At 68.8% G+C, this 24,711-nt stretch carries 4 protein-coding genes; 2 read left to right on the top strand and 2 right to left on the bottom strand.

What is annotated here, in order from left to right:
* Positions 1 to 98: 98 nt before the first annotated feature.
* Positions 99 to 18,710: a hypothetical protein gene (locus tag WMF22_RS38735; RefSeq protein ID WP_438033017.1), complete on the bottom strand. Its 18,612-nt coding sequence runs from the start codon at positions 18,708 to 18,710 to the stop codon at positions 99 to 101.
* A gap of 1,306 nt (positions 18,711 to 20,016) precedes the next feature.
* Here WMF22_RS38735 and WMF22_RS38730 point away from each other — a divergent pair.
* Together WMF22_RS38730 and WMF22_RS38725 are read left to right on the top strand one after the other, a co-directional pair.
* Entirely contained in the window at positions 20,017 to 20,367 is a 351-nt protein-coding gene (locus WMF22_RS38730) for a hypothetical protein (RefSeq protein ID WP_437294974.1), read from the top strand.
* 514 nt (positions 20,368 to 20,881) lie between these two features.
* Positions 20,882 to 22,009: a DUF4419 domain-containing protein gene (locus WMF22_RS38725; RefSeq protein WP_438033016.1), complete on the top strand. Its 1,128-nt coding sequence runs from the start codon at positions 20,882 to 20,884 to the stop codon at positions 22,007 to 22,009.
* Between the two features lie 66 nt (positions 22,010 to 22,075).
* On the opposite strand, the gene WMF22_RS38720 is transcribed toward WMF22_RS38725, so the two are convergent.
* Complete coding sequence (locus WMF22_RS38720; protein ID WP_437294972.1) at positions 22,076 to 24,412, bottom strand: AAA family ATPase; 2,337 nt, start codon at positions 24,410 to 24,412, stop codon at positions 22,076 to 22,078.
* Positions 24,413 to 24,711: the final 299 nt, after the last annotated feature.

Genomic DNA, 24,711 nt, shown 5'->3' with positions numbered 1-24,711 from the left:
TCCGATGAGGATCGCGCTCGCCTGAAGCGGCCGAGCCGCGCCCTGGCGAGGAGGCAGGCGGAGCGCGCCCGCGGAGGGCGGCTGACGCGGGCGCTGGCCTAACGGACGCACGTGCAGGCGGAGTGCTCGGAATCAGGCGTGTCCTTGCCCTGCTCGCCCGCCCTGTCGACGACCCGGGCGTCCATGCCGAGCTGTTGCAGGAGCTCGGTCACGAGCGCGATGGCCTCCTGCTTGTCCGCCTGCGTGCGCGGAGACGACCACGCGCCGCTCTTCGCCACGAGCGTCTTCACCAGGGCGTCGATCGGCGCGGGGATGGTCCCCGCGTCGAGAGCAGCCGGCGCGCCGGTCGCTTGCGTGTCCGGCGCCTCGCGGATCGTGCCGTCTTCCCGCGAGCCCTCGCCGCTCATCGTGGGAGCGGTGGTCGCGGTCTGCGGGCCGTCGCTCCTGCCGCTCGCGGCGTCCTGGGGCCGGTACCCTGCGCCCACGTCCGCCGGGTTCGTGCCTTCAGCCGTGGGCCCCTCCGCGCCAGGGCTCACCGGGGACGGCGGACCCGAGAAGAGCTCTTCTCGGCCGAACTCTCTCCGGATCTGCTCGGCCGACAGGACCTTGCCGCCGATGCTCTGGAAGCCGCCGGGGACCTTCGCGAGCTTGTTCACCTCGCTGGGCAGCGGGAAGATGAACTCCACGCCCTCGTCGACCTGGATCTTCGTCGTCTTGCGGACCGTCCGCTCGCGCGGGTTGACGGGCGTCATCCTGTCGCGATTGAGCTCGAGGAAGAGGTTCATCAACGCCGGCGTGAAGGTGAAATTGAACCGCTTGCAGTAGCCGTCGAAGACGAGCGTATAAGGCGTTGTGTGCTGCCCCGCGTGCCTGCTGGAAGACGGCCGCGTCCAGCGCAGCACGGCGCGCGACGGCCCTGGGCTCCCGGCCTGCGCGCCGTGCGAGGCGGCCGCGTCCGCCGCGCTGGGCACCGCGCGCACTCCCCACGTCCCGAGCGATCTCTCCGCCGGACCGGGGTCCCACGACTGGAAAGCCCTCCCGTCGAGCTCCGACAGGTTGAGGGTGGCGACGAGATCCGAGGGCGAAAGCGGCTGCTGGAGCGGCTGGCCTTCGAGCGTCTCCCTGAACAGGCGGCGCGCCACGTCCTCGGGTCCGCGCTCGCCGGCTTGCCTGGGCGCTGCGCCGATGTCGGGGTGATCGTGCAGCCTGGCGATGTGGTCCATGCTCGCAGGGGTCAGCGGCATGGCGGCGATCGAATCGAGATCTCCCAGCGTCGGCAGCGCCAGGCTCAGGTCGCGGCGTGAGCCGAGGATCTTCTCGACCTCGGTCGCGGTCGGCGCGTGGTTGAACTCGCTGGCCAGGGATTCTGCAAGCTGCTCCTCGGTCGTCGGGGGCACGCCGAACCCGCTGAACATCTGCTCGCCGGACCCGCCGCGGCGCCCCAGGTACATCGCGTTCTCTCCGCTCCAGAAGCCCTCCGGGTGGCGCCTGACATAGAGCTCGTGGTTCTTGATGTAGTACCAGCCGCCGCGCTTCGCGGGGCGGGAGCCCGGCGCGTTGCGCATGTCCGCCTCGCCGTCGCCGGTCATCTCCGCCCGCTCCTCGTCATCCAGCGTCGCGGCCTCGGGCGCGAAGAAGCGCTGCAGGGGGTTCTGGGCGCTGAAGTCGCGCTGCAGCATCAGGCGGTCCTCGCTCGGGACGCTGGAGCCCTCGCCGCCGAACCTCCTGTCGAAGTCCTCGTCTCCGACCGCGCGCAGGAGGGTGCGGTAATTGATCGCCTGCATCGTCGTCCCGCACTCGGCGATGGTGAGGTGCTCCTCGGGGTCGAAGAACTCCCGCAGCGCCTTGCTCGCGCTCACGCCGGGCTTCAGGCGCCAGGTGAAGCTGCTCTGCTTCTCGAAATGGTCCGGGTTGAGGAAGCCGGTCCGGGCGTCCGCGAGCTCCTCCTGGACGCCGGCGTTCCGCGCGACCGCCGTGAGCGCGTTCAGGCGCGCGCTCGGCACGTTGAACGAGTAGTGGACCTTGCCCGCATGGTGGAGCTGGTCCATCCCCTGGACGTTGGCGCGCGCCAGCCGCGCCGGCTCGGACATCTCCGCGTCGGCGTCCCCGGACTCCGATCGTCCGGGCACGGCGTCCTCGGGCTCTGACGGATCGCCGTCGAGCTGCGCGCGCGCCCACTGGTCGAACTCGTCCTGCGCGCTCTCCCACGCGTCGAGCTGGTCATGGAGGCCGTGGAGCCGATCCAGGTCGAGCGATCCAGCGTCGGACGCCTCGCCCTCGCTCCGGACCTGCTCGACCGCCTCGAGCTCGGACAGGAGCTCGACCTCCATCAGCTCGGTATCGGACGGCTCGGATTCCGAGAGCCTCTCCAGCACCTCGTTCAGCCTGCGCGTGTCGTTCATGCGGAAGCGGCCGAGCCGGCGCAGCTCGACGCGCGCTGTCTGTGGATGGTCGTCGTAGAGCCGGAGCAAGAGCCTCGCGGCCTCGGGGGAGAGCACGTCGATGGCCCCGCGCAGATCGTGGGGCTGCCGGATGCGGTGGATCTCGCCGAGCCAGGGGCGCACACCCTCGTTGAAGCGGCGCCAGTCCGCCCGGCTGTCGAAGTCCTGCACGCGGGGGGCCATGCCGGTCAACGCGTCATCCGCGCCGCCCGGGGCCTGCGAAATCACCTCGGCGGAGGCGCCCGTCTGCGGTGTTCGCGCCGGGGGATACGTGCCATAGGCGAACGCCGCGAAGAGCTTCGGCATGTCCTGCGTGGCCACCCGCACGGGGAACGCTCGCCCCCAGGACTGGATCGGCACGATGAAGGAATCGCCGTGGATCGTGATCGGCCCGTCGATCGCGACCAGGTGGGGGCTCGAGGTATCAACCTCGGCGAGCCGCGGGATCGTCTCGGGATCCCGGGGCGCCGAGGCGCTGGCCTCGTGCTTCGCCGCTTGCTCCCACAGCGCCTTGCCGTTCATCACGGTCGCGAGCGCGAACCCCGCCTGGTCGGTCTTCCCGAGGGCCTCGTTGATGCGCGCGACGTCGTAGCCCCCGGGGGAGTCGGTGGTCATGAGCTTCGCGTTCGCCCCGAGCGCATCGTTCATGAGGGCCGCGGTCGATCTCGCCGAGACCAGCAGATCGCCTTGCGCCGCGGCGACGCCGGGCTCCTTGGCGCCGTCGGTCTGCTTCTCGAGCGCCGCGACGGCCGTCTCCCCGAGCAGCTCGACGAGCCCGCGGGCGAGCAGGTGGTCGAGGAGGTGGCCGTCGAGCTCCTGGGTGGCTGCGCCTTGCCCCTTCAGGCGGTCGCGCTTGGCCCTGGCGGTCTTGAGGCCGTTGAGGAGCGGTCTGTTCGGCGTCGGCCCGTGCGCTGGCAGGACGTCTCCCTTCATCTGGCTCAGGAGGAGCTCCAGGCCGTCGCTGAGCGCCCGAGAGCGCGAGCCTTGCTGTCCGAAGGTGCCGGCGCCGGGCGCGCCCGCGAGCCGGCCGAGCGGCCTGCCGGTGAAGAGCGCGACGACCAGGTGCGATGCCGAGGCGAGGTCGTTCTTGAGCGTCGTGTAAAGGACGCTGTGCAGCGCGCAGTTGGTGAAGGCCGATTGCGACAGCGAGGCAGGGTCCTTGATGAGCGTGCTCAATCGTTCGACGACGGAGCTCCTCACGCCCTGCGCATGGAGCAGCTGGCTCAGGAGCTGGGCGGCCTCCTCCCTGTGCTCGCCGTCCGCCGGGCGCGGCCATGTGCTGCTCTGCTCCTCGATCGTGCGGATCAGATCCTCGACGGTGCGCGCGTTCTTGGTCGTCTCGTCGCCGATCTTGTCCTGCTTGAGGCCGCCGGCGCTGGAGATGGGGTTGGCGGTCTTCTCCGGCTCTCCCTCGATCTCGTCGGTCTGCGGCGGCGGGGCCGCTGCATGATCGCCGCTGCTCGAGGCGTTGTACCCTGCCAGCATGTCCTCCGGGGCATTCCGTGAGGCGCTCGCGGCGGGGTTGAAGCCGGTGGTGATGGCGCTCGGGCTCGCTGCGCTCGCGGCAGGCGGCGTGCCGGTCCCCGCCGTCGCCGTGTCGGCGCTGCCAGCGGCGTCTGCCGGCGTAGCCTTCTTCTCCTGGAGGTCGATACCGAACCCGCTGTCCGCGGAGACGATCCGCCAGCGGGTACCCGCCTTGTCGCGAACCACGATCTCCTCGGAGTAGGGGAGATTGTCGACGTGACCGAGGATCTCGTCGGCCGCGGCTTCGCCGAATTGATCGACGATTTTCGGTCGTTGGTCGACCTGGAAGGACACCTCTTTCGGCTTCGCGTAGAGCTTCTCCTTGATGCGCTGGGACGCTCTTTCGAACACGGCGTCGAGCTCGCGCGGCGGAAGCACTGTGGGCGTCACCTCGACCTCGCGGAAGCGCTTGCCGTCGTGCTCGCGGTCGGTGACCCTGGTGATGCGCATGCGCGAAGGCACCAGGAGGACCTCTTTCTGCGCCTGATTGTAGGCGATCGGGTCCCCGTCCCGCTGCTGGTCGGGGTAGGCGAACATGACCGTCGGGTAGTGGCTCGTGGTGTTGATCTTCATGACGAGCCCGCCGTCCTTGACCCATTGATTCAAGGCCAGATCGGGGGTCCATGAGGTCGAGCTCGGGAGGATCTCGTCGAGCGTGCCGCCCTCGCTCAACGCGCTGGTGTCGAGACCGTTGATGACCCTGTAGAGGGTGATGTCCTCTTCCTTCAGATCCTGGGTCGCTGTGAGCAGGCCTTGAGCGACGCGGGAGAAGTCGCCGATCTTCTGGCGAAGGGTGGTAAGCTCGTCCGGCCGCAGGTCGGAGCTCAGCTCGCCGTCTTCGCCGCGCTTGCTGGTGAACGCCCCTCCGCCGGGGATCCCCCGCATCGTCTGCGCTTCCGGGGTCGTATTCGACATGTTGCGCATCAGGTCGTGGAGCGCGTCGATGTGCCGGGACGCCAGCAGGCCGGCGCCGCTCCTCTCGGGCGCGGGCTGCGACGAAGACGAAGAGGAGGGCTGCCCCGCATTCTTGGCTCTCTTGGAGCTCGCCGGGGCGTCTTGCTCGTCGTCGCTCTGCGCCTGCTGGGCTGTCCGCTTCCTCGCGCTCTCGGGCGCGGGGGTCTCGTCGGGCAGCATTCCGGTGACGCTCGCGGCCTGATCCTGGGCTGAACCGGACGCGGCGGGCGCCGTCGTCTGCCCTGGCGCCGTGGTGAACGAGCCGTAGGTAACGACGGTGAAGAGCTCCGGCATGACCTCCTTCTTCACGTCGATGGAGAAGGTCTGCCCCCAGGAATAGATGGGCACGGTGTAGTGCGTGCCGCTGTCCGTGATCATGCCGTTGATGACGACCTGGTGCGTGCTCGACGCGTCGAACGTGCCCGCGTCCTCGAACGGCCTGGACTTCGTTGGATCCTTCGCGAACTCCTTCGCACGTTCGGCGAGCGCCTTGCCATCGAGGACCGTGGCCAGGGCGAACGGGGCCTGGTCGGGTCGCGAGAGCACGTCGTTGATGCGGCCCACGTCGTAGCCGGCACCGGCGACCATGGTCTGGGCGTCGCCGCCCAGGATGTCGTTGAAGAGCGTCACCAGCGAGTTGGCCGACAGCAGCAGATCGCCGCGCTTCTTGGACGGACCGGTGGCGTCCTTGGGCCTCGTGGCTGCCTTGTCGAGGTAGCCGGGGATGGCGCTGGCGGTGTTCTCGGCGTCGGCCTTGTATTGCTCCGGGGCGAGCTTGCTGAGCATCTTGCCCATGCCCCGGGCGAGGAGGTAATCGAGGACGTGCTTGTCGGAGAAGGCGCCCCCCTTGCGCTCGACGTCAGCGCGCTTGGCCCCGGCCTTCTTGATGCCGTTCTGGAGCAGCTTGTTTCCGATCGGGGCCTGATCCAGCGGGATCTCTCCGCGGAGGACACGCTGGATGGGATCGGCGATCTTCGGGCTCGTGGCAGCGCCGTCTTCGCCCTGCGCAGGCAGCGAGAAGTCGGCGCGCAGCTTGCCTTTGCGATCGAAGAGCTTGCCCGAGAACTCGGCCGCGACCACGCGCGCGAACCCGCCCAGATCGGAGGTGAGCAGCGCGTGGAGCACGCCGTTCAGCGCGCAGATGGCGAACTGGGACTGGGAGAGGGAGCCGGGGTTTTCAATGAGCTCCGCGAGCCGCTCGATGAGCGACTCATCCACGCCCTGAGCTCGCATGAGCTCGCCGAGCAGCGCCGCGGCCTCCTGCTTGTTGTCGTCGGTGGCCGGATGGGACCATTGAGCGCTCTTCTCGTTCAGCGCCTTGAGCTGCGCGTCGATCGACGTCTTGCCGTCGGTCGCGGGGGTGCTGCCTGTCGCGGCGAGGCCGTCGGCGGCCGCGGAAGCGGCGGTTTTGCCTGGAGCTGCGCCTCCGGTGAGAGCGGCACCCTGATTCGCCGTGCTCGGAGCGCCTCCGAGCTGCTTGGTGGTGGCGGCGCTGTCGACCTGGGGGGGCGCGTCGGTCCAGCTGGGCCCCGGGGCCCCGGTCACCGTATCGGCGCTGCCCGCGGCGGCGTCCGCCTTCTTCTCCTGGAGGTCGATACCGAACCCGCTGTCCGCGGAGACGATCCGCCACGGGGTACCCGCCTTGTCGCGAACCACGATCTCCTCGGAGTAGGGGAGATTGTCGACGTGACCAAGGATCTCGTCGGCCGCGGTTTCGCCGAATTGCTCGACGATCTTCGGTCGTTGGTCGACCTCGAAGGACACCTCTTTCGGCTTGGAGTTCTGCTTCTCCTTGATGCGCTCGGAGGCTCTCTCGAACGCGGCGTCGAGCTCGTGCTTCGGGAGCCGTGTGGGCGTCACCTCGATCTCGCGGAAGCGCTTGCCCTTGTGCTCCCGGTCGGTGACCCTGGTGATGATCATGCGCGAAGGCACCAGGAGGACCTCTTTCTGCGCCTGATTGTAGGCGATCGGGTCCTCCTCCCGCTGCTGGTCGGGGTAGGAGAACATCACCGTCGGGTAATGGCTCGTGGTCTTGATCTTCATCACGAGCCCGCCGTCCTTGACCCATTGATCCAAGGCGAGCTCGGAGGTCCATGACGTCGAGCTCGGGAGGATCTCGTCGATCGTGCCGCCCTCGCTCAACGAGCTGGTGTCGAGATCGTTGATGACCCTGTAGAGGGTCAGATCCTCTCGGGGCAGGTCCTGGGTCCTTGTGAGCAGGTCCTGCGCAACGCGGGAGAAGTCGTCGACCTTTGGGCGAAGGGTGGTAAGCTCGTCCAGCCGCAGGTCGGCGCGCAGCTCGCCGTCTTCGCCGCGCTTGCTCGTGAACGCCCCTCCGCCGGTGATCCCGCGCATCGTCAGCCCTTCAGGGCTCGTGTCCGACATCTGCATCAAGTCGTGGAGCGCCTTGATGTGCCGGGACGCCAGGAGGCCGGTGCCGCTCCTCTCGGGCGGGGACTGAGCCGCCTGCGACGAAGACAAGGACGGCCCCGAATTCTTGGCTCTCTTGGAGCTCGCAGGGGCGTCTTGCTCGTCGTCGCTGTGCGCCTGCGCGGCTGTCCGCTTCCTCGCGCTGGAGGGCGCGGGGGGCTGCAGGTCGCCCGCATCGTCCTCGCCGTCCAGAGCTGGATTGTACCCTGTCGGTACGTCCGCCGGCGTCGCCTTCTTCTCCTGAAGGTCGATACCGAACATGCTGTCCGCGGAGACGATCCGCCAGCGGGTACCGTCCTTGTCGCGAACCACGATCTCCCGCTCGCTGGGGTCGGGGAGCTTGTCGACGTGACGAAGGATCTCGTCGGTCACGGTATCGCCGAATTGCGCGGCGATGTCCGGTTGTTCGTCGAGCTCGAAGTGCTTCTCCTTCGGCTTGGTGTTCTGCTTCTCCTTGATGCGCTCGGAGGCTCTTTCGAACACGGCGTCGAGCTCGCGCGGCGGGAGCTGTGTGGGCGTCACCTCGACCTCGCGGAAGCGCTTGCCGTTGTGCTCCCGGTCGGTGACCCTGGTGATGGTCATGCGCGAAGGCACCAGGAGGACCTCTTTCTGGTCCTGGTTGTAGGCGATCGGCTCTCCGTCCCGCTGCTGGTCGGGGTAGGAGAACATGACCGTCGGGTAATGGCTCGTGGTGTTGATCTTCATGACGAGCCCGCCGTCCCTGACCCATTGATCCAGGGCCAGATCGGGGGTCCACGAGGTCGAGCTCGGGAGGAACTCGTCGATCGTGCCGCCCTCGCTCAACGCGCTGGTGTCGAGATCGTTGATGACCCTGTAGAGGGTCAGATCCTCTCGGGGCAGGTCCTGGGTCGCTGTGAGCAGGTCCTGAGCGACGCGGGAGAAGTCGCCGATCTTCTGGCGAAGGGTGGTAAGCTCGTCCAGGCGCAGATCGGCGCTCAGCTGGCCGTCCGTGCCGCGCTTGCTGGTGAACGCCCCTCCGCCGGGGATCCCGCGCATCGTCTGCGCTTTCGGGGTCGTATTCGACATGTCGCGCATCAAGCCCTGGAGCGCGTCGATGTGCCGGGACGCCAGGAGGCCGGCGCCGCTCCTCTCGGGCGCGGGCTGAGCCGCCTGCGACGACGAGGAGGGCTGCCCCGCAGGCTTCGCTCTCTTGGAGCTCGCCGGGGCGTCTTGCTCGTCTTCGCTCTGCGCCTGCGCGGCTGTCCGCTTCCTCGCGCTGGAGGGCGCGGGGGTCTCATGGGGCGGCATTCCGGTGGCGCTCGCGGTCTGGTCCTGGGCTGAACCGGACGCGGCGGGCGCTGGCGCCTGCATCCCCGTGGTGATGGCCGCGGGGTCCACGGGGCGCCCCGCGGGCGTCGCCTTCTTCTCCTCCAGGTCGATACCGAACCTGCTGTCCGCGGAGGCGATCCGCCAGGGGGTGCCGTCCTTGTCGCGAACCACGATCTCCCGCTCGCTGCGGTCGGGGAGCTTGTCGACGTGACGAAGGATCTCGCCAGCCACGGTATCGCCGAATTGCTTGGCGATGGCCGCTCGATCATCGGCGTCGAAGCTCTTCACCTGCGGCTTCGCGTTCAGCCTCTCCTCGATGCCCTGGGACGCTCTCTGGAACACGTCGTCGAGCTCGCTCGACTCAAGCTCTCTCGGCGTCACCTCGACCTCGAGGAAGTCCTTGCCGTTGTGCTCCCGCCGGGTGACCTTGGTGATGGTCATGCGCGAGGGCACGAGGAGGACCTCCTTCTGGGCCTGATTGTAGGCGATCGCGTCCCCGGGCCGCTGCGCGTCGGGGTAGGAGAACATGACGGTCGGGTATTTGCTCGTGGTGTTGATCTTCATCACGAGCCCGCCGTCCTGGACCCATTGATTCAGGGCCAGGTCGGAGGTCCATGAGGTCGAGCTTGGGAGGAGCTCGTCGATCGTGCCGCCCTCGACCAGCGAGCTGGTGTTGAGACCGTTGATGACCCTGTAGAAGGTCAGATCCTCTTGAGGCAGGTCCTGTGTACGTGTGAGCAGGCGCTGAGCGACGCTGGAGAAGTCGTCGACCTTCTGGCGAAGGGTGGTAAGCTCGTCCGGGCGCAGATCGGTGCTCAGCTTGCCGTCCGTGCCGCGCTTGCTGGTAAACGCGCCGCCTCCGGGGATGCCCCGCATCGTCTGGGCTTCAGAGCTGGTGTTGGACATGTCGCGCATCAGGCCATGGAGCGCGTCCATGTGCCGCGACGCCAGGGCCCTCCCCGGCGCGGGCGGCGCCGGCTGCGACGAGGACGAAGAGGATGGCTCCCCCGCATTTTTCGCTCTCTTGGAGCTCGCCGGGGCGTCTTGCTCGTCGTCGCTCTGCGCCTGCGCGGCTGTCCGCTTCCTCGCGCTGGAGGGCGTGGGGGTCGCATCGGGCAGCATTCCGGCGACGTTCGCGGCCGGGTCCTGGGCTGTACCGGAAGCGTCGGGCACCGGCGCCTGGCTCTGGGCGGGGTCGTTCGCGGCCGGCGCTTGCGATGGGAGATAGGTCCCATACGTGAAGACCGGCAAGAGCGACGGCAAGACGTCCTTCTTCACCTTGATGGAGAAGCTCTGCTGCCAGGTGTGAAGGGGCACGACATAATGATCGCCGTCCTCGGTGATCTTGCCGTTGATGACGACCTGGTGCGTGCTCGACGTGTCGATCGCGCGCGCATCCTCGAACGGCCTGGGCTTCGTTGGGTCCTTCGCGAACTCCTTGGCACGCTCGGCGAGCGCCTTGCCGTCGAGGATGGTGGCCAGGGCAAACGGCCCCTGGTCGGGCCTCGCGAGGGCGTCATTGATGCGGCCCACGTCGTAGCCGGTCCCGGCGACCATGGTCTTGGCGTCGCCGCCGAGTATCTTGTTGAAGAGCGTCACCAGCGAATTGGGTGACAGCAGCAGATCGCCGTGCTTCTTGGACGGACCGGTGGCGTCCTTGGGCCTCGGCGTCGTCTTGTCGAGGTAACCGGGGATGGCGCCGGCGGCATTCTCGGCATCGTCCTTGTATTGCTCCGGGGCGAGCTTGCCGAGCATCTTGCCCATGCCCCGGGCGAGGAGGTAATCGAGGATGTGCTCGTCGGAGAAGGCGTTGCCTTTGCGCTCGCGGTCGGCGGATCCGGCCTTCGCCTTCTTGATTCCGTTGAGGAGCAGCTTGTTGCCGAACCCGGCGTTCTGCGCCGGGAGCTCGCCCCGGAGGACACGGTGGATGGGATCGGCGACCTGCGCGCTGACGGCGGCGCCGTTTTCGCCCTGCGCGGGCAGCGAGAAGTCCGCGAGCAGGCCCCCCTGGCGATCGAAGAGCTTGCCCGTGAACTCGGCCGCGACCACGCGCGCGAACCCGCCCAGGTCGGAGGTGAGCAGCGTGTGGAGGGCGCTGTTCAGCGCGCAGATGGCGAACTGGGACTGGGAGAGGGAGCTCGGGTCGTCGATGAGCTCCGCGAGCCGCTCGACGAGCGCCTCATCCACGCCCTGAGAGCGCATGAGGTCGCCAAGGAGCCTCTTGGCCTCCTGCTTGTTTGCGCCCGTGGCTGGATGAGACCACTGGGCGCTCTTCTCGTTCAACGCCTTGATCGTCGCGTCGATCGAGGCGTTGCCGCCGGCCGCCGGCGGGCTCTGGGTCGCGGCGAGGCCGTCTTTGGTGGTGGAAGCGCGGGGTTCACCTGGAGCGGGACCGTTCGGCGTCTGGCCTGTCGCCTGCCTGCCGAGCTCTGTCGCTGGGCGCCCGGGCGAGGCTCCGGTCACCGCCTCGGCGCTGCTCTCGGCGACGTCAGCGGGCGTCGCCTTCTTCTCCTGAAGGTCGATACCGAACCGCTTGTCCGCGGAGACGATCCGCCAGGGGGTGCCGTCCTTGTCGCGAACCACGATCTCCCCCTTGCTGGGGTCGGGGAGATTGCCGACGTAACCAAGGATCTCGTCGGCCACGGTTTCGCCGAATTGCTCGACGATCTCCGGTCGTTGGTCGACCTCGAAGGACACCTCTTTCGGCTTTGCGTTCAGCCTCTCCTCGATGCGCTGGGACGCTCTTTCGAACACGTCGTCGAGCTCGTCGGACTCGAGCTCTCTCGGCGTTACCTCGACCTCGAGGAAGTTCTTGCCGTTGTGCTCCCGCGGGGTGACCTTGGTGATGGTCATGCGCGAGGGCACCAGGAGGACCTCTTTCTGGGCCTGGTTGTAGGCGATCGGCTCTCCGTCCCGCTGCGCGTCGGGGTAGGAGAACATGACGGTCGGGTATTTGCTCGTGGTGTTGATCTTCATCAGGAGCCCGCCGTCCTGGACCCATTGATTCAGGGCCAGATCGGAGGTCCATGAGGTCGAGCTCGGGAGGAGCTCGTCGAGCGTGCCGCCCTCGACCAGCGAGCTGGTGTCGAGATCGTTGATGACCCTGTAGAAGGTCAGATCCTCTTGAGGCAGGTCCTGGGTACGAGTGAGCAGGCGCTGAGCGACGCTGGAGAAGTCGTCGACCTTCTGGCGAAGGGTGGTAAGCTCGTCCGGGCGCAGATCGGTGCTCAGCTCGCCGTCGGTGCCGCGCTTGCTGGTGAACGCGCCGCCTCCGGGGATCCCGCGCATCGTCTGCGCTTGAGGGCTGGTGTTGGACATGTCGCGCATCAAGCCATGGAGCGCGTCCATGTGCCGGGACGCCAGGGCCCTCCCCGGCGCGGGCGGCGCCTGCTGCGACGAAGAAGAGGAAGAGGATGGCTCCCCCGCATTCCTCGCTCTCTTGGAGCTCGCCGGGGCGTCTTGCTCGTCGTCGCTCTGCGCCTGCGCGGCTGTCCGCTTCCTCGCGCTGGCGGGCGCGGGGTCCTGGATGGGCGCCATTCCGGTGACGTTCGCCAGCGCGCCTGCATGGTCCGTGGAGGCGCCGTCGACCTGGGCGTCCGCGTGGACCGGGTTGTGCGCCAGGGCCCCGGTTACCGCCTCGGCGCTGCTCCCGGCGGCGTCAGCGGGCGTCGTCTTCTTCTCCTGAAGGTCGATACCGAACCGCTCGTCCGCGTCGACGATCCGCCAGGGGGTACCGTCCTTGTCGCGAACCACGATCTCCCGCTCGCTTGGGTCGGGGAGCTTGCCGACGTAACCCAGGATCTCGTCGGCTATAATTTCTCCGAATTGCTCGACGATCTCCGGTCGTTGGTCGACCTCGAAGGACACCTCTTTCGGCTTCGCGTTCAGCCTCTCCTCGATGCGCTGGGACGCTCTCTGGAACACGTCGTCGAGCTCGCTCGACTCAAGCTCTCTCGGCGTCACCTCGACCTCGAGGAGGTTCTTGCCGTTGTGCTCCCGCCGGGTGACCTTGGTGATGGTCATGCGCGAGGGCACCAGGAGGACCTCCTTCTGGGCCTGATTGTAGGCGATCGCGTCCCCGGGCCGCTGCGCGTCGGGGTAGGAGAACATGACGGTCGGGTATTTGCTCGTGGTGTTGATCTTCATCACGAGCCCGCCGTCCTGGACCCATTGATTCAGGGCCAGGTCGGAGGTCCATGAGGTCGAGCTCGGGAGGAGCTCGTCGAGCGTGCCGCCCTCGACCAGCGAGCTGGTGTTGAGACCGTTGATGACCCTGTAGAAGGTCAGATCCTCTTGAGGCAGGTCCTGGGTACGAGTGAGCAGGCGCTGAGCGACGCTGGAGAAGTCGTCGACCTTCTGGCGAAGGGTGGTAAGCTCGTCCGGGCGCAGATCGGTGCTCAGCTCGCCGTCGGTGCCGCGCTTGCTTGTAAACGCGCCGCCTCCGGGGATCCCCCGCATCGTCTGCGCTTGGGGGCTGGTGTTGGACATGTCGCGCATCAGGCCATGGAGCGCGTCCATGTGCCGGGACGCCAGGGCCCTGCCCGGCGCGGGCAGCGCCTGCTGTGACGAAGACGAAGAGGATGGCTCCCCCGCATTCCTCGCTCTCTTGGAGCTCGCCGGGGCGTCTTGCTCGTCGTCGCTCTGCGCCTGCGCGGCTGTCCGCTTCCTCGCGCTGGCGGGCGCGGGGGTCTCATCGGGCGGCATTCCGGTGGTGCTCGCGGCCTGGTCCTGGGCTGAACCGGACGTGGCGGGCGCTGGCGCCTGCATCCCGGTGGTGATGGCGGTGGGGTCGACGGCGCGCCCCGGCGGCGCCTTCTTCTCCTCCAGGTCGATACCGAACATGCTGTCCGCGGAGGCGATCCGCCAGCGGGTGCCGTCCTTGTCGCGAACCACGATCTCCCGCTCGCTGCGGTCGGGGAGCTTGTCGACGTAGCCAAAGATCTCGTCGGCCACGGTATCGCCGAATTGCTCGGTGATGGCCGATTGTTCTTCGATCTCGAAGTGCTTCTCCTTCGGCTTGGCGTTCTGCTTCTCCTCGATGCGCTGGGACGCTCTCTCGAACACGGCGTCGAGCTCGCGCGGCGGGAGCTGTGTGGGTGTCACCTCGACCTCGACGAACCGCTTGCCGTCGTGCTCCCGCGGGGTGACCTTGGTGACGGTCATGCGCGAGGGCACCAGGAGGACCTCTTTCTGGTCCTGATTGTAGGCGATCGGCTCTTTGGCCCGGCGCTGGTCGGGGTAGGAGAACATGACCGTCGGGTAATGGCTCGTGGTGTTGATCTTCATCACGAGCCCGCCGTCCTTGACCCATTGATCCAGGGCCAGATCGGAGGTCCATGAGGTCGAGCTCGGGAGGATCTCGTCGATCGTGCCGCCCTCGCTCAGCGAGCTGGTGTCGAGATCGTTGATGACCCTGTAGAGGGTCAGATTCTGCTGGGGCAGGTCCTGGGTACGTGTGAGCAGGTCCTGAGCGACGCGGGAGAAGTCGTCGACCTTCTGGCGAAGGGTGGTAAGCTCGTCCGGGCTCAGATCGGCGCGCAGCTCGCCGTCTTCGCCGCGCTTGCTGGTGAACGCCCCTCCGCCCGGGATCCCCCGCATCGTCTGCGCTTCAGGGGTCGTATTCGACATGTCGCGCATCAAGCCCTGGAGCGCGCCGATGTGCCGGAGCGCCAGGAGGCCGGTGCCGCTCCTCGGCGCCGGTTGCGCCTTCTGCGACGAAGACGAAGAGGAGGGCTGCCCCGAATTCTTGGCTCTCTTGGAGCTCGCCGGGGCGTCTTGCTCGTCGTCGCTCTGCGCCTGCTGGGCTGTCCGCTTCCTCGCGCTCTCGGGCGCGGGGGTCTCGTCGGGCAGCATCCCGGTGACGCTCGCGGCCTGGTCCTGGGCTGAGCCGGACGCGGCGGGCGCCGTCGTCTGCCCTTGCGCCGTGCTGAACGAGCCGTAGGTAACGACGGTGAAGAGCTCCGGCATGACCTCCTTCTTCACGTCGATGGAGAAGGTCTGCCCCCAGGAATAGATGGGCACGGTGTAGTGCGTGCCGCTGTCCGTGATCTTGCCGTTGATGACGACCTGGTGCGTGCTCGACGCGTCGAACGTGCCCGCGTCCTCGAACGGCCTGGACTTCGTTGGATCCTTCGCGAACTCCGCCGCACGTTCGGCGAGCGCCTTGCCGTCGAGGACCGTGGCCAGGGCGAACGGGGCCTGGTCGGGCCGCGAGAGCACGTCGTTGATGCGGCTCACGTCGTAGCCGTCACCGGCGACCATGGTCTGGGCGTCGCCGCCAAGGATGTCGTTGAAGAGCGTGACCAGCGAGTTGGCCGACAGCAGCAGATCGCCGCGCTTCTTGGACGGACCGGTGGCGTCCTTGGGCCTCGTGGCTGCCTTGTCGAGGTAGCCGGGGATGGCCTGGGCGGTGTTCTCGGCGTCGGCCTTGTACTGCTCCGGGGCGAGCTTGCTGAGCATCTTGCCCATGCCGCGGGCGAGGAGGTAATCGAGGACGTGCTTGTCGGAGAAGGCGCCCCCCTTGCGCTCGACGTCAGCACGCTTGGCCCCGGCCTTCTTGATGCCGTTCTGGAGCAGCTTGTTTCCGATCGGGGCCTGATCCAGCGGGATCTCTCCGCGGAGGACACGCTGGATGGGATCGGCGATCTTCGGGCTCGTGGCAGCGCCGTCTTCGCCCTGCGCGGGCAGCGAGAAGTCGGCGCGCAGCTTGCCTTCGCGATCGAAGAGCTTGCCGGAGAACTCGGCCGCGACAACGCGCGCGAACCCGCCCAGATCGGAGGTGAGCAGCGCGTGGAGCACGCCGTTCAGCGCGCAGATGGCGAACTGGGACTGGGAGAGGGAGTCGGGGTTTTCGATGAGCTCCGTGAGCCGCTCGATGAGCGACTCATCCACGCCCTGAGCGCGCATGAGCTCGCCGAGCAGCGCCGCGGCCTCTTGCTTGTTGTCGTCGGTGGCCGGATGAGACCACTGGGCGCTCTTCTCGTTCAGCGCCCTGAGCGTCGCGTCGATCGAAGCCTTGGCATCGGTCGTGGGGGTGCTCTGGGTCGCGACGCCGTCGGTGGTGGTGGTGGTGGTGGAAGAGCCGGTGTCCCATGGAGCGGGGCTTCCGGTGACGGTTGCACCCTGGTTCGTGGCGCTCGGATCGACCCCGAGCTCCATGGGTGCCCCGGACCGCTGTTCGACACCCCTGCCGTCCCCCTCGGAGTCGTCATCGGAGTCGTCATCGGAGTCGTCATCGGAGTCGTCCTCGGAGTCGTCCTCGGAATCGTCATCGGAGTCGTCCTCGGAATCGTCCTCGGAGTCGCCCTCGGAGTCCTCCTCGGAGTCGCCCTCGGAGTCCTCCTCGGAGTCCTCCTCGGAGTCGCCATCGAAGTCGTCCTCGGAGTCGCCGTCGTCACTGCTCTGGTCCTCGTTGCCCGAGTCCTGCGCGTCTGCGTCCTGCGCATTGTTACCGAAGAACTTCGCGTCGACGCCACGCTGGATGTCATCGAGGACGGCCTGGATTCCATCCTCGATGAACATCGCTTGCTGCTCCGGAGTGAGCTGCTCGAAGTGCTCTTCCCGCCGGGTCCTCGCCTGGTCCTCCATGGCCTGCAGCCCATCGTGGTAGGCACGGGCTTCGTCTTGATTGAGCGTCTGCCTGAAGCGCTCCAGGTTGACGAGCTCTGACTGGTAGCCCAGCACCTCGAGCGCCGCCTTCTGCTGCGCGAACGCGGTCTCATGCCGATCTCGCTTGCTCGGTGGCAGGCGATTGAAATCGGCCTCTTTGCCTTCGAGGTTGATGAGCTTGAAGGAGTCGTACTGGTTGGCATGAGAGAGCTCATGGGCGATGGTGAGCACGACGCGCAGCTCGACGAGCTCCGGCGGCAAGGTGACGGGCACTCCAAGGCCGGCCGGGACGACGGTGCTCTCGAAGGGCCCTCGGCCGATGTCCGGGTCCTCGCCCGGTTTCGTGAGCCCATCGGTGGGGAGATCGTCCTTGAAGGAGACGAAATAGTCGAAGTTCCAGCGTTCGAGGATGCTGTCGATGCCGTCTTGCGATGGCCTGGGGCTCACGAGGGGGCGTGGCACGTTCTCCAGGGCGAGCGTCACCATCGAGCCATGCACGTACTCGTCGGGGAGCGCGGTCACGACCAGATCGGAGGTGCTCTCGATGTCCTCCTCGTCGCTTCCGTCATCGAGCGACGACAGTGTCCCCGGGTTCGGGGTCGCGGAGGCTGCCGCGGAGCCCTGCGCGCTGGCCGCGGGCGAGCCGGCCTGCGCGATCATCCCGGTGGTGATGGCCGTCGGGTCCACGGGGCGCCCTGCGGGCAGCTGCGGGGCCGCCTCCGGCCGGGGCTGGCCGGGTCTCTCCGGCGCCTTTTCTTGGGCGCCCTGCGTCGGCGAAGCGCCCGGCTGAGGACTCGAGGCCTCCGGCGCCTTGGCTGTCATCTGCGTCGGGGCAGCACCGGGCCGCTCGCGCGGCTCGTTGTCCTTGGGGGCTGGCTCTGCCCCTCGCTTCGGCTGCTCGGGGGCGCGCCGCTCGGGGTCCTCGGCATCGTCCTTCGGTGACGACGCGCGATCCCCGGGCGGATCGCGGGGCTCGCCGTCCCGCGGCTCCTGATCGGGCCCTCCCGACCGCCGCTCGGAGGCACGCTGATCGGTGTCCTGGATGTCGTCCGGCGGCAGGGTGCGCGGGCCGACGAGCTCGTCGATCGCGTCTTTGCCCCTCTCCGCCAGGTCACGCTCGAACCTCTCCGCTCGGTCCTTGAGCACCCCGGCCCAGTCGTCGCCGAGCTTGCCCAGGTCGACGGTGCGAGCATTCTTGATCTGGTCGTCGCCGATCTTGTCCTGCTTGAGGCCGCCGACGCTGGAGATGGGGTTGGCGGTCTTCTCGGTGGAGCGCCAGTTGTGGATGTAGCCGACGGTGCTGGGCGCGCCCGGCCCTGTCGTCTCGATGCCGATCTGGAGGGCGCCCGGCTTGTCCGACCTGGGCGGCCGGTGGCCGATGAAGATGTGGCCGTGAGCGCCGTCTGGCAGGATGACGTCGCCGTTGAAGTCCTTGAGGCCGAGGCCGCCGATGGCGAGGTTCATGCCGTAGAGCTCGGTGTCGTCGAGCTTGGACTTGATGGCGGCGACGTGTCCTCCTTCCTCCTTGAATTTGCCCTTGCTGAGCGCGATGTGGTGCGTCCCGAAGGCGCGCGGGAACACGCCGGCCTTCGGGTTGCCGTGCCCGTCGGTGATGCCGAGGAGCTCGGTCACCGCGTACGGAGGCGTGCCCGCGGGGATCTGGATGTTGACCCGGCCGCCGTGCGACAGGAGCTTGGCGACGGGGACGTCGCGGAGCGGGACATGGCTCTTTGCGCTGTCGTCGTAGATCTCGGCGCCTTCCTGGAGCAGGTGAAAGATGTTCGTGAGCACCTCGATCGACTGGTTGTACCTGTCGAGGACATCGTCGTTCGAGAGGGTGCCGCTTCCCGTCGGGTTCGGCACGGCGCCTTGCGTGATGGCCTTGGTCGCGTCGTCGTTGGGCGTGGTGTGCTCGAGCGTCTTGGCCCATTCTGCCGCGATGCCCTGATCGATCTCCTGCTCGAGCTCCTTCTTCCTCGCCGGGTCGGTCGTGTGCCTCGCCTCCATCGACAGGGCCACCGCGGCCGGAGGCGTGCCCTCGAAGCGCTGCCCGCCCTCGCCGCTGTTCCTCTGTCGCGAGACGTAGCTCGCGAGGACGACCTTGCTCGGCTTGTGGAGCTGGTGGAAGCCGCGAAATTTCTCGGGATTGTCGTCCTTGTCGTCCGACAGGTACTGCTTGACCTGGTCGAGCGTGAGCATGCCGGAGGCGTTGAGCCAGCGCTGTCCCTGAGGGGTCGAGGAGAGCTGCTCGAAGGCGTTCCACTCGGCTTCGTTGAACAGCGGTCCTTTGGGGAAGCGCTTCCCGAGCTCCTTCTTCGCCTGCGCGGGATGGGCGGGGAAGCCGCCGCTGGTCAGCTGGTCGGCGATGCTCGGGAGGCCTCGCTTCGCCTTCTTGCGGCTGCCTCTACTCGTCGGAGTCCGCCATTTGGACTTCTTGACGGCCTTGTCCGCGATCCATGTCACCTTGCCGTCCTGCGCCGGGTCGGCCGTGGTGGACGAGCTTCCCGGCCCTGGTCCCGAGCCGCCGGGCCCCGGTTGCTGGGAGCCCTGCCCCGCGGGCTGTGACGTCGAGGCGGAGGGCTTGGCGGGCGCGGGCTCCGCGGTGGAAGCGGGTTTACCGGTGGGGGCGCTCTTCGCGCCGGTCTCGCCCGTCTTGGGGGAGGTCTGAGCTGACGTGCTGTCCTTTGCGACGGTCTCCTTCGGGGGCGTCCCTCCGGGCACCTCGCCCCCCTTGGGAGCCGTGCTTCCTGGCGCTGTTGCCTTGGTGTTCCCTTGGGGACCCTTGCCGAGGCCCGGAGATGGCTGGTCGGCAGGCTGTGTGGAGCCCTTGGGAAGGCCGCCATCGGCGGAGCGAGGCCTGACGATGGGCTCGGTGGTCTGAGGCTGTGTGGAGCCCTTGGGAAGGCCGCCATCGGCGGAGCGAGGCCTGACGATGGGCTCGGTGGCCTGAGGCTGTGTGGAGCCCTTCGGGGGGCCGCCATCGGCGGAGCGAGGCCTGACGATGGGCTCGGTGGTCTGAGGCTGTGTGGGGGCCTTGGGAAGGCCGCCATCGGCGGAGCGAGGCCTGACGATGGGCTCGGTGGTCTGAGGCTGTGTGGGGGCCTTGGGAAGGCCGCCATCGGCGGAGCGAGGCCTGACGGTGGGCTCGGTGGTCTGAGGCTGTGTGGGGGCCTTGGGAAGGCCGCCATCGGCGGAGCGAGGCCTGACGGTGGGCTCGGTGGTCTGAGGCTGTGTGGGGGCCTTGGGAAGGCCGCCATCGGCGGAGCGAGGCCTGACGGTGGGCTCGGTGGTCTGAGGCTGTGTGGGGGCCTTGGGAAGGCCGCCATCGGCGGAGCGAGGCCTGACGGTGGGCTCGGTGGTCTGAGGCTGTGTGGGGCTCTTGGGGAGGCCGCCATCGGCGGAGCGAGGCCTGACGGTGGGCTCGGTGGTCTGAGGCTGGGTGGGGAGGCCGCCATCGGCGGAGCGAGGCCTGACGGTGGGCTCGGTGGTCTGAGGCTGGGTGGGGCTCTTGGGGAGGCCGCCATCGGCGGAGCGAGGCCTGATGGTGGGCTCGGTGGTCTGAGGCTGGGTGGGGAGGCCGCCATCGGCGGAGCGAGGCCTGACGGTGGGCTCGGTGGTCTGAGGCTGTGTGGAGCCCCTGGGGAGGCCGCCATCGGCGGATCGAGGCCTGACCGGATCCTGCAGGTTCCCGGCGCTGGAGAGCGGCGGCCTCGGCGTCGCGGTCGGGGAGCTTGGCGCGCTGGTGGGTGCTCGGCCGACATTGGGGCTGTTGTTGCCGGTCGTCGTGCTCCCGAACTGGCTCCCTGATGGACTTTGCGGCGCGGCCGTCGTCGTGGTCGTCGGGCCGGGCGAGCTCGGTTTGCTTGTGCTCTTCCGCGTGACCGGATCCCAGCCGGAGAAGGGGTCTGGCTTCGGGGTCGGGCTGGGCGCCGCGGCCTGGTTCACGGCGCTGGGCGCGGCCGCGCTGCTCGACGTGCTGCCGGCGTCGGTCAGGGGATGCGCGAAATTGCCCGAGCTCTTCACCTGGGCGCGCAGCCCGGAGCGGACCCCTGTGGCTTTCGACGGCGAAGGCGAACGGCTGCGCGAGGAGCTGCGCGAGGAGGGCATGCGCCATGAATGACGCGAAATTCATGCGCTGCCAAGCGCCTCGATCCTCGCTTTCAGGCGGGATATGCCGTGCCATGTCGCTCAGCTCGGGGCCAACCGCGAATCTCTCCGGATCCGCCCTGTGGACCGGGAGATCCCGCACGTTCGCGCCATTGTGGCGCTCCCCGCCGGGGCCGAATCCGCGCATGCATCCAGGGCGACGCGGCGACAAGCATCGCGATTGCCGTCGGTCCGCCGAGCAGGTAACCTGGCGCTCTCATTGCACGCACGGATGTGTCAGTTTTACTGGAATGTTCCGCTGTGGGTGAGCGCTTGCTGCCCCTCCGCTCCCGCGTCCGGCGCGCGGCCTTGCGTCGGCGCGCCCGACGAGGTCGAGGTGCTGCCGAGGCGATTCCAGCGTTGAGCCCGCTCGCTGCGCGGCTGCCGCCGGCGCGAGTTGTCTCGCGCGGCGCGCTTGTGTACGAGGTTCCATCTACGGCAGCGCTGGCCCATGAAGCCGTCGCGCAGGGCCAGGAGGACGAGGAGCCATGAGCGTCACGACGATCGACGTTGCCGAGGTCGCGCCTTCGACGGCGCCGCTGCCCGCGTTCGACGAAGAAGCTTCGGTGCAGAGCCTGCTCGTCTCGCCCGTCGAGGCCGCCTACCGCCATCGCCTGCCCCTCGTCGGACGCACCGATGTGCACCCGCTCGTCCAGGCGGCCTATATGGCCTTTACGCAGCGTTATCCACTCGTGCTCTCGCCCGACGTGATCTGGTTCTGCCTTGCCCGGGGGTTCACGCTCCACGTTGCCGCGAACGAGGAGCAGCGGCGTCAGTTCCTCGTCGAGGACAGCGACTTCGAGCTGAAGATCGATGGGCCGGATTTCACGCTGGGTCACGTCAACCCGTGGCCCGTCGTGTTCCCGGATCTCTCCACCCAGATCGCCGCGCGGGTCGGCCGCCTGCGAGAGCTCGTGACCGCCAATTTCTCGACCACGGGACCGGTGGAGCGCGTGGCGTCGGAGCTCACGGTGATGACGCCGTTCGCGCCGCACTTCGCGTGGCAGCCGCCCTTCCCCGCGGACATGAGCTTTCCGGATCGTGGGATCCCGCGCATCTACCTGTTCGGCACGGCGGACGACTGGCGCTGGGTGCGCCACCGCGCGGCGGCGTTCGGCCCCTTCAGGGCGGAGCGCTGGGCTCACGCCCTCCTGCCGGTGCTCGACCAGATCGTCGCTTCGGCGGAGGGCCGCCAGGATCCAGCGTTCTGGCGCGCCTTTTTCCGGTACGAGAACGCCGCGGATGAGCTCACCGGGTGGATCCACGTGCTCTTTCCCTACCTGCGCGCTTGGCCCGCCGACCACTTCGTTCCGAGCTCCTTCCTCGACGGCTGGCTCGAACGGTGGCGGGCCGCGGAGGCCCGGCGCAACCCGCTCTCCGCGCTGGCGGCGCCGGAGGGGCCTGGGCTCGCTCGGATCCCGCCGGGGCTGACCAGCGCGCCCTTGCGGTTCATCGATGCGCAGCGCCGGGAACACCCCCTGGAGTTCATCAGCGGCCTCATCGGCGTCACGCAGGACCAGCACTCGCTCGCGCTCATCCCGGAGTTCGCGTGGGCCGTCGTGCATGGAGAGGAAGAGCCCGGCACCACGGCCGAGCAGCGCGCCGAAGCGCGCTGAGGGGCGGCAGGGCGCTCGGCGAGGGCCGCGCCGGCCCCTCGCAGCCGGGCGAGCCGGCCCATCGAGCTACCCGAACCGCACCTCGAGCCCCGCGCCCCCGCCCGCCACAACGACCTCCCGATCCCTGCACCCCGGATCCTCCGCCATGCGCGCCGCGATCGGCGTGATCACCCGCTCCTCGATCACCCGCTTCAGGGGCCGCGCCCCGCGCCTCGGATCGAACCCCGCCTCGGCCAGGAAGGATCGCGCCTCGGGCAGCACGCGGAGCCTCAGGTTGCGCCGCACGAGCCCGGTGCGCGCCTCGGCCTTGGCGAGCTCGAGATCGACGATCCTGAGCACGCTGTCCCGCCCGAGGCCCCGGAACTGCACGACGTGGTCGATGCGGTTCACGAACTCCGGCCGGAAGTGCTCGCGCACGCCCGCCGGCGCCCCGCGCCGCGCGCCCAGGGGCAGGGCGCGCTCGTCGTCGCCGCCGAAGCCGACCGGCGCCCGGTCGGCGACGCCGATGTTCGAGGTCATCACGATGAGCACCATCCGGAAATCGACGTGGCGCCCGTCCTCGTCCGTCAGCCGCCCCTCGCCGAGGATCGCGAGCAGGAGGTCGAACACCTCGCGGTGCGCCTTCTCGATCTCGTCGAGGAGCACGAGCGACAGCGGCTCCTGCCGCACGCGCTGCGCCAGCGTCGTCGCGTCCGGCCCCGCCGCGAGCAGGCGCGCCGACGAGCCCGGGAGCCTGTACTCGCTCATGTCGAGCCGGATCATCCGCCCCTCGTCGCCGAACATCGACCGCGTGAGCTCCTTCGCGAGCTCCGTCTTGCCCACGCCGGTCGGGCCGACGAACAGCAGCGTGCCGCAGGGGCGCTCGGGGTCGTTCATCCCGGCCTTGAAGCGCGCCAGCACCCGCGCCGCCGTGTCGCACGCCTCGTCCTGCCCGATCACGCGCCGCTTCAGCCCGCGCGCGATCGTCTCGGCGCTCGCGGGGATCTCGTCGGCGATGAGCTCGATCGGCAACCCCGAGTGGCGCGCGTAGGCCTCGGACACGTCCCGCGGGTACAGCACGCGCGAAGGCGCCCCGCCGGCCGCCTCCGCCTCCGCGCCGGCCCGCGTACCGGCCTCCTGCGCGAGCCAGTCGAAGAAGCGGAACGCCTTGCCGGGGAAGAGCACGTCGCGCCGGAACATCGCGAGGTGCTGCACCAGCCGCTTCTTGCCCGCCGGGTGCAGCCGGACGCGCGTGTCCTTCCGCGCCTCGTACTCCGCGAGCAGCGCCGGCACCGCGGCCGCGTCCGGCTCGCGCAGCCGGACGATCTGGAAGCACGCCACGAGCGAGGCCGCGCGGCGCTGGCACGCCTCGAGCTCCGGCTCGGTGCACTCCGCGATGAGGCTCACCTCCCCGGTCCGGAGCGCCGGCAGGAACACGTCGCCGATCGACGCGCCGTCCGGCTGCGGCCGGAGCAGCGGCAGGAGCGCGCCGACGTGGAGCAGATCCCCCTCGTGCGACAGCTCGCTCACGAGCCTCAGGCACCTCGCCTGCCACATGCCGAGGTACTTCATCCCGGCGAGCAGCCTGTCGGCCGACGTGCTGAACAGCCCCGGCGAGCTCGCGCGCGCCTTGTCCCTGCGCCACGCCGCGAACCGCCGCGCCAGCCGGTGGACCCAGGTCGTCTTGCCGACGCCCGGGCCGCCCACGAGCAGGATCGACGGCATCGACGTGGCGTGCGCGGCGCGCGCCGCGTCGAACAGCGGCAGCGCCCGCTCCAGCTCCTCGGACTCACCCACCGCGAGCGGCAGCCGCTGGCGCGCGGCCTTCTCGACGAGATCCTCGGAGACGGCGTGCAGCGTGGGGCGCTCGTCCTCCGGGCGCCGGGCGCTCCGGCCGGCGCGCTCCATCCGGCGCGGCGACCACGGGCGCACGTACTCGTCTCCCTCCCGGCGAAAATCGAAGAGCGATCGCGGGGACTCGCCGAGCAGCGCGCTCGTGACGAGCTGGCGGAGCACGTCGGGCGCGATCGAGAGATCCTCGAGGACCACGGACCAGCCGAAGCGGGGGAGCATCACGCGGACGCCGCCCTCGGCGAGCTTGCTCGCGAGGTACGTGAGCCGCAGCGGGATCTGGCGCCGGCCGACGACGGCCGTCCGCTTGACCGTGGTCTGCGGGTGGACGTCGACGTCCAGCGAGCGGACCTCGAACGACTCGTCCCACAGGTAGCGATCGAGATCGTCCTCGTCCGTGGCGAGCCTCGCGTGGAGCTCGACCTCGATCGCGCGCAGCACCTCGTCCTCGGAGGCGCCATAGGCGGACGGCGCCGGCCGATCGAAGAGGAAAGCCCACGTGCGCAGCAGGATGCCGGTGAAGCGGCCGTCGTGGTGGGCGATGAAATAGACGCGGAGCGATTTCTTGGTCATACGGTGGCGGTGGAAACGCGCAGCCTGACCGCGCGAGCCTACCACACCCGGGCAACACCCCGCGCCGGGAGCGTCGCTGCGTTGATCGGCCGCGCGGTGGGTTGTTTCGTTGCGCGCGCCGTCGTTTCATTGCTCCCCTCTTCCATTGTGCCATTGTGCCGATTCCGCCGCAGTCGTCCGCGCAGCGCCCCGAGGAGGCCTGTCCCGGCGCGAGGTGGAGCGGCGCCGGAATACGCTGGCGGTCAACTCAACGTCAGATCAACTCCATGCGTCGTGGTGACGGCGTGCGTCAAAGCGGC

The organism is Sorangium sp. So ce204 (genome assembly GCF_051526795.1).
Lineage (GTDB): Bacteria > Myxococcota_A > Polyangia > Polyangiales > Polyangiaceae > Sorangium > Sorangium cellulosum_B.
The sequence above is the reverse complement of the archived record's forward strand: the minus strand, read 5'-3'. Positions and strand labels throughout refer to the sequence as shown.

Coding starts and splice junctions, on each gene's coding strand:
- WMF22_RS38725 (WP_438033016.1), top strand. CDS start 20,882: ATGAGCGTCACGACGATCGACGTTGCCGAGGTCGCGCCTTCGACGGCG.
- WMF22_RS38720 (WP_437294972.1), bottom strand. CDS start 24,412: ATGACCAAGAAATCGCTCCGCGTCTATTTCATCGCCCACCACGACGGC.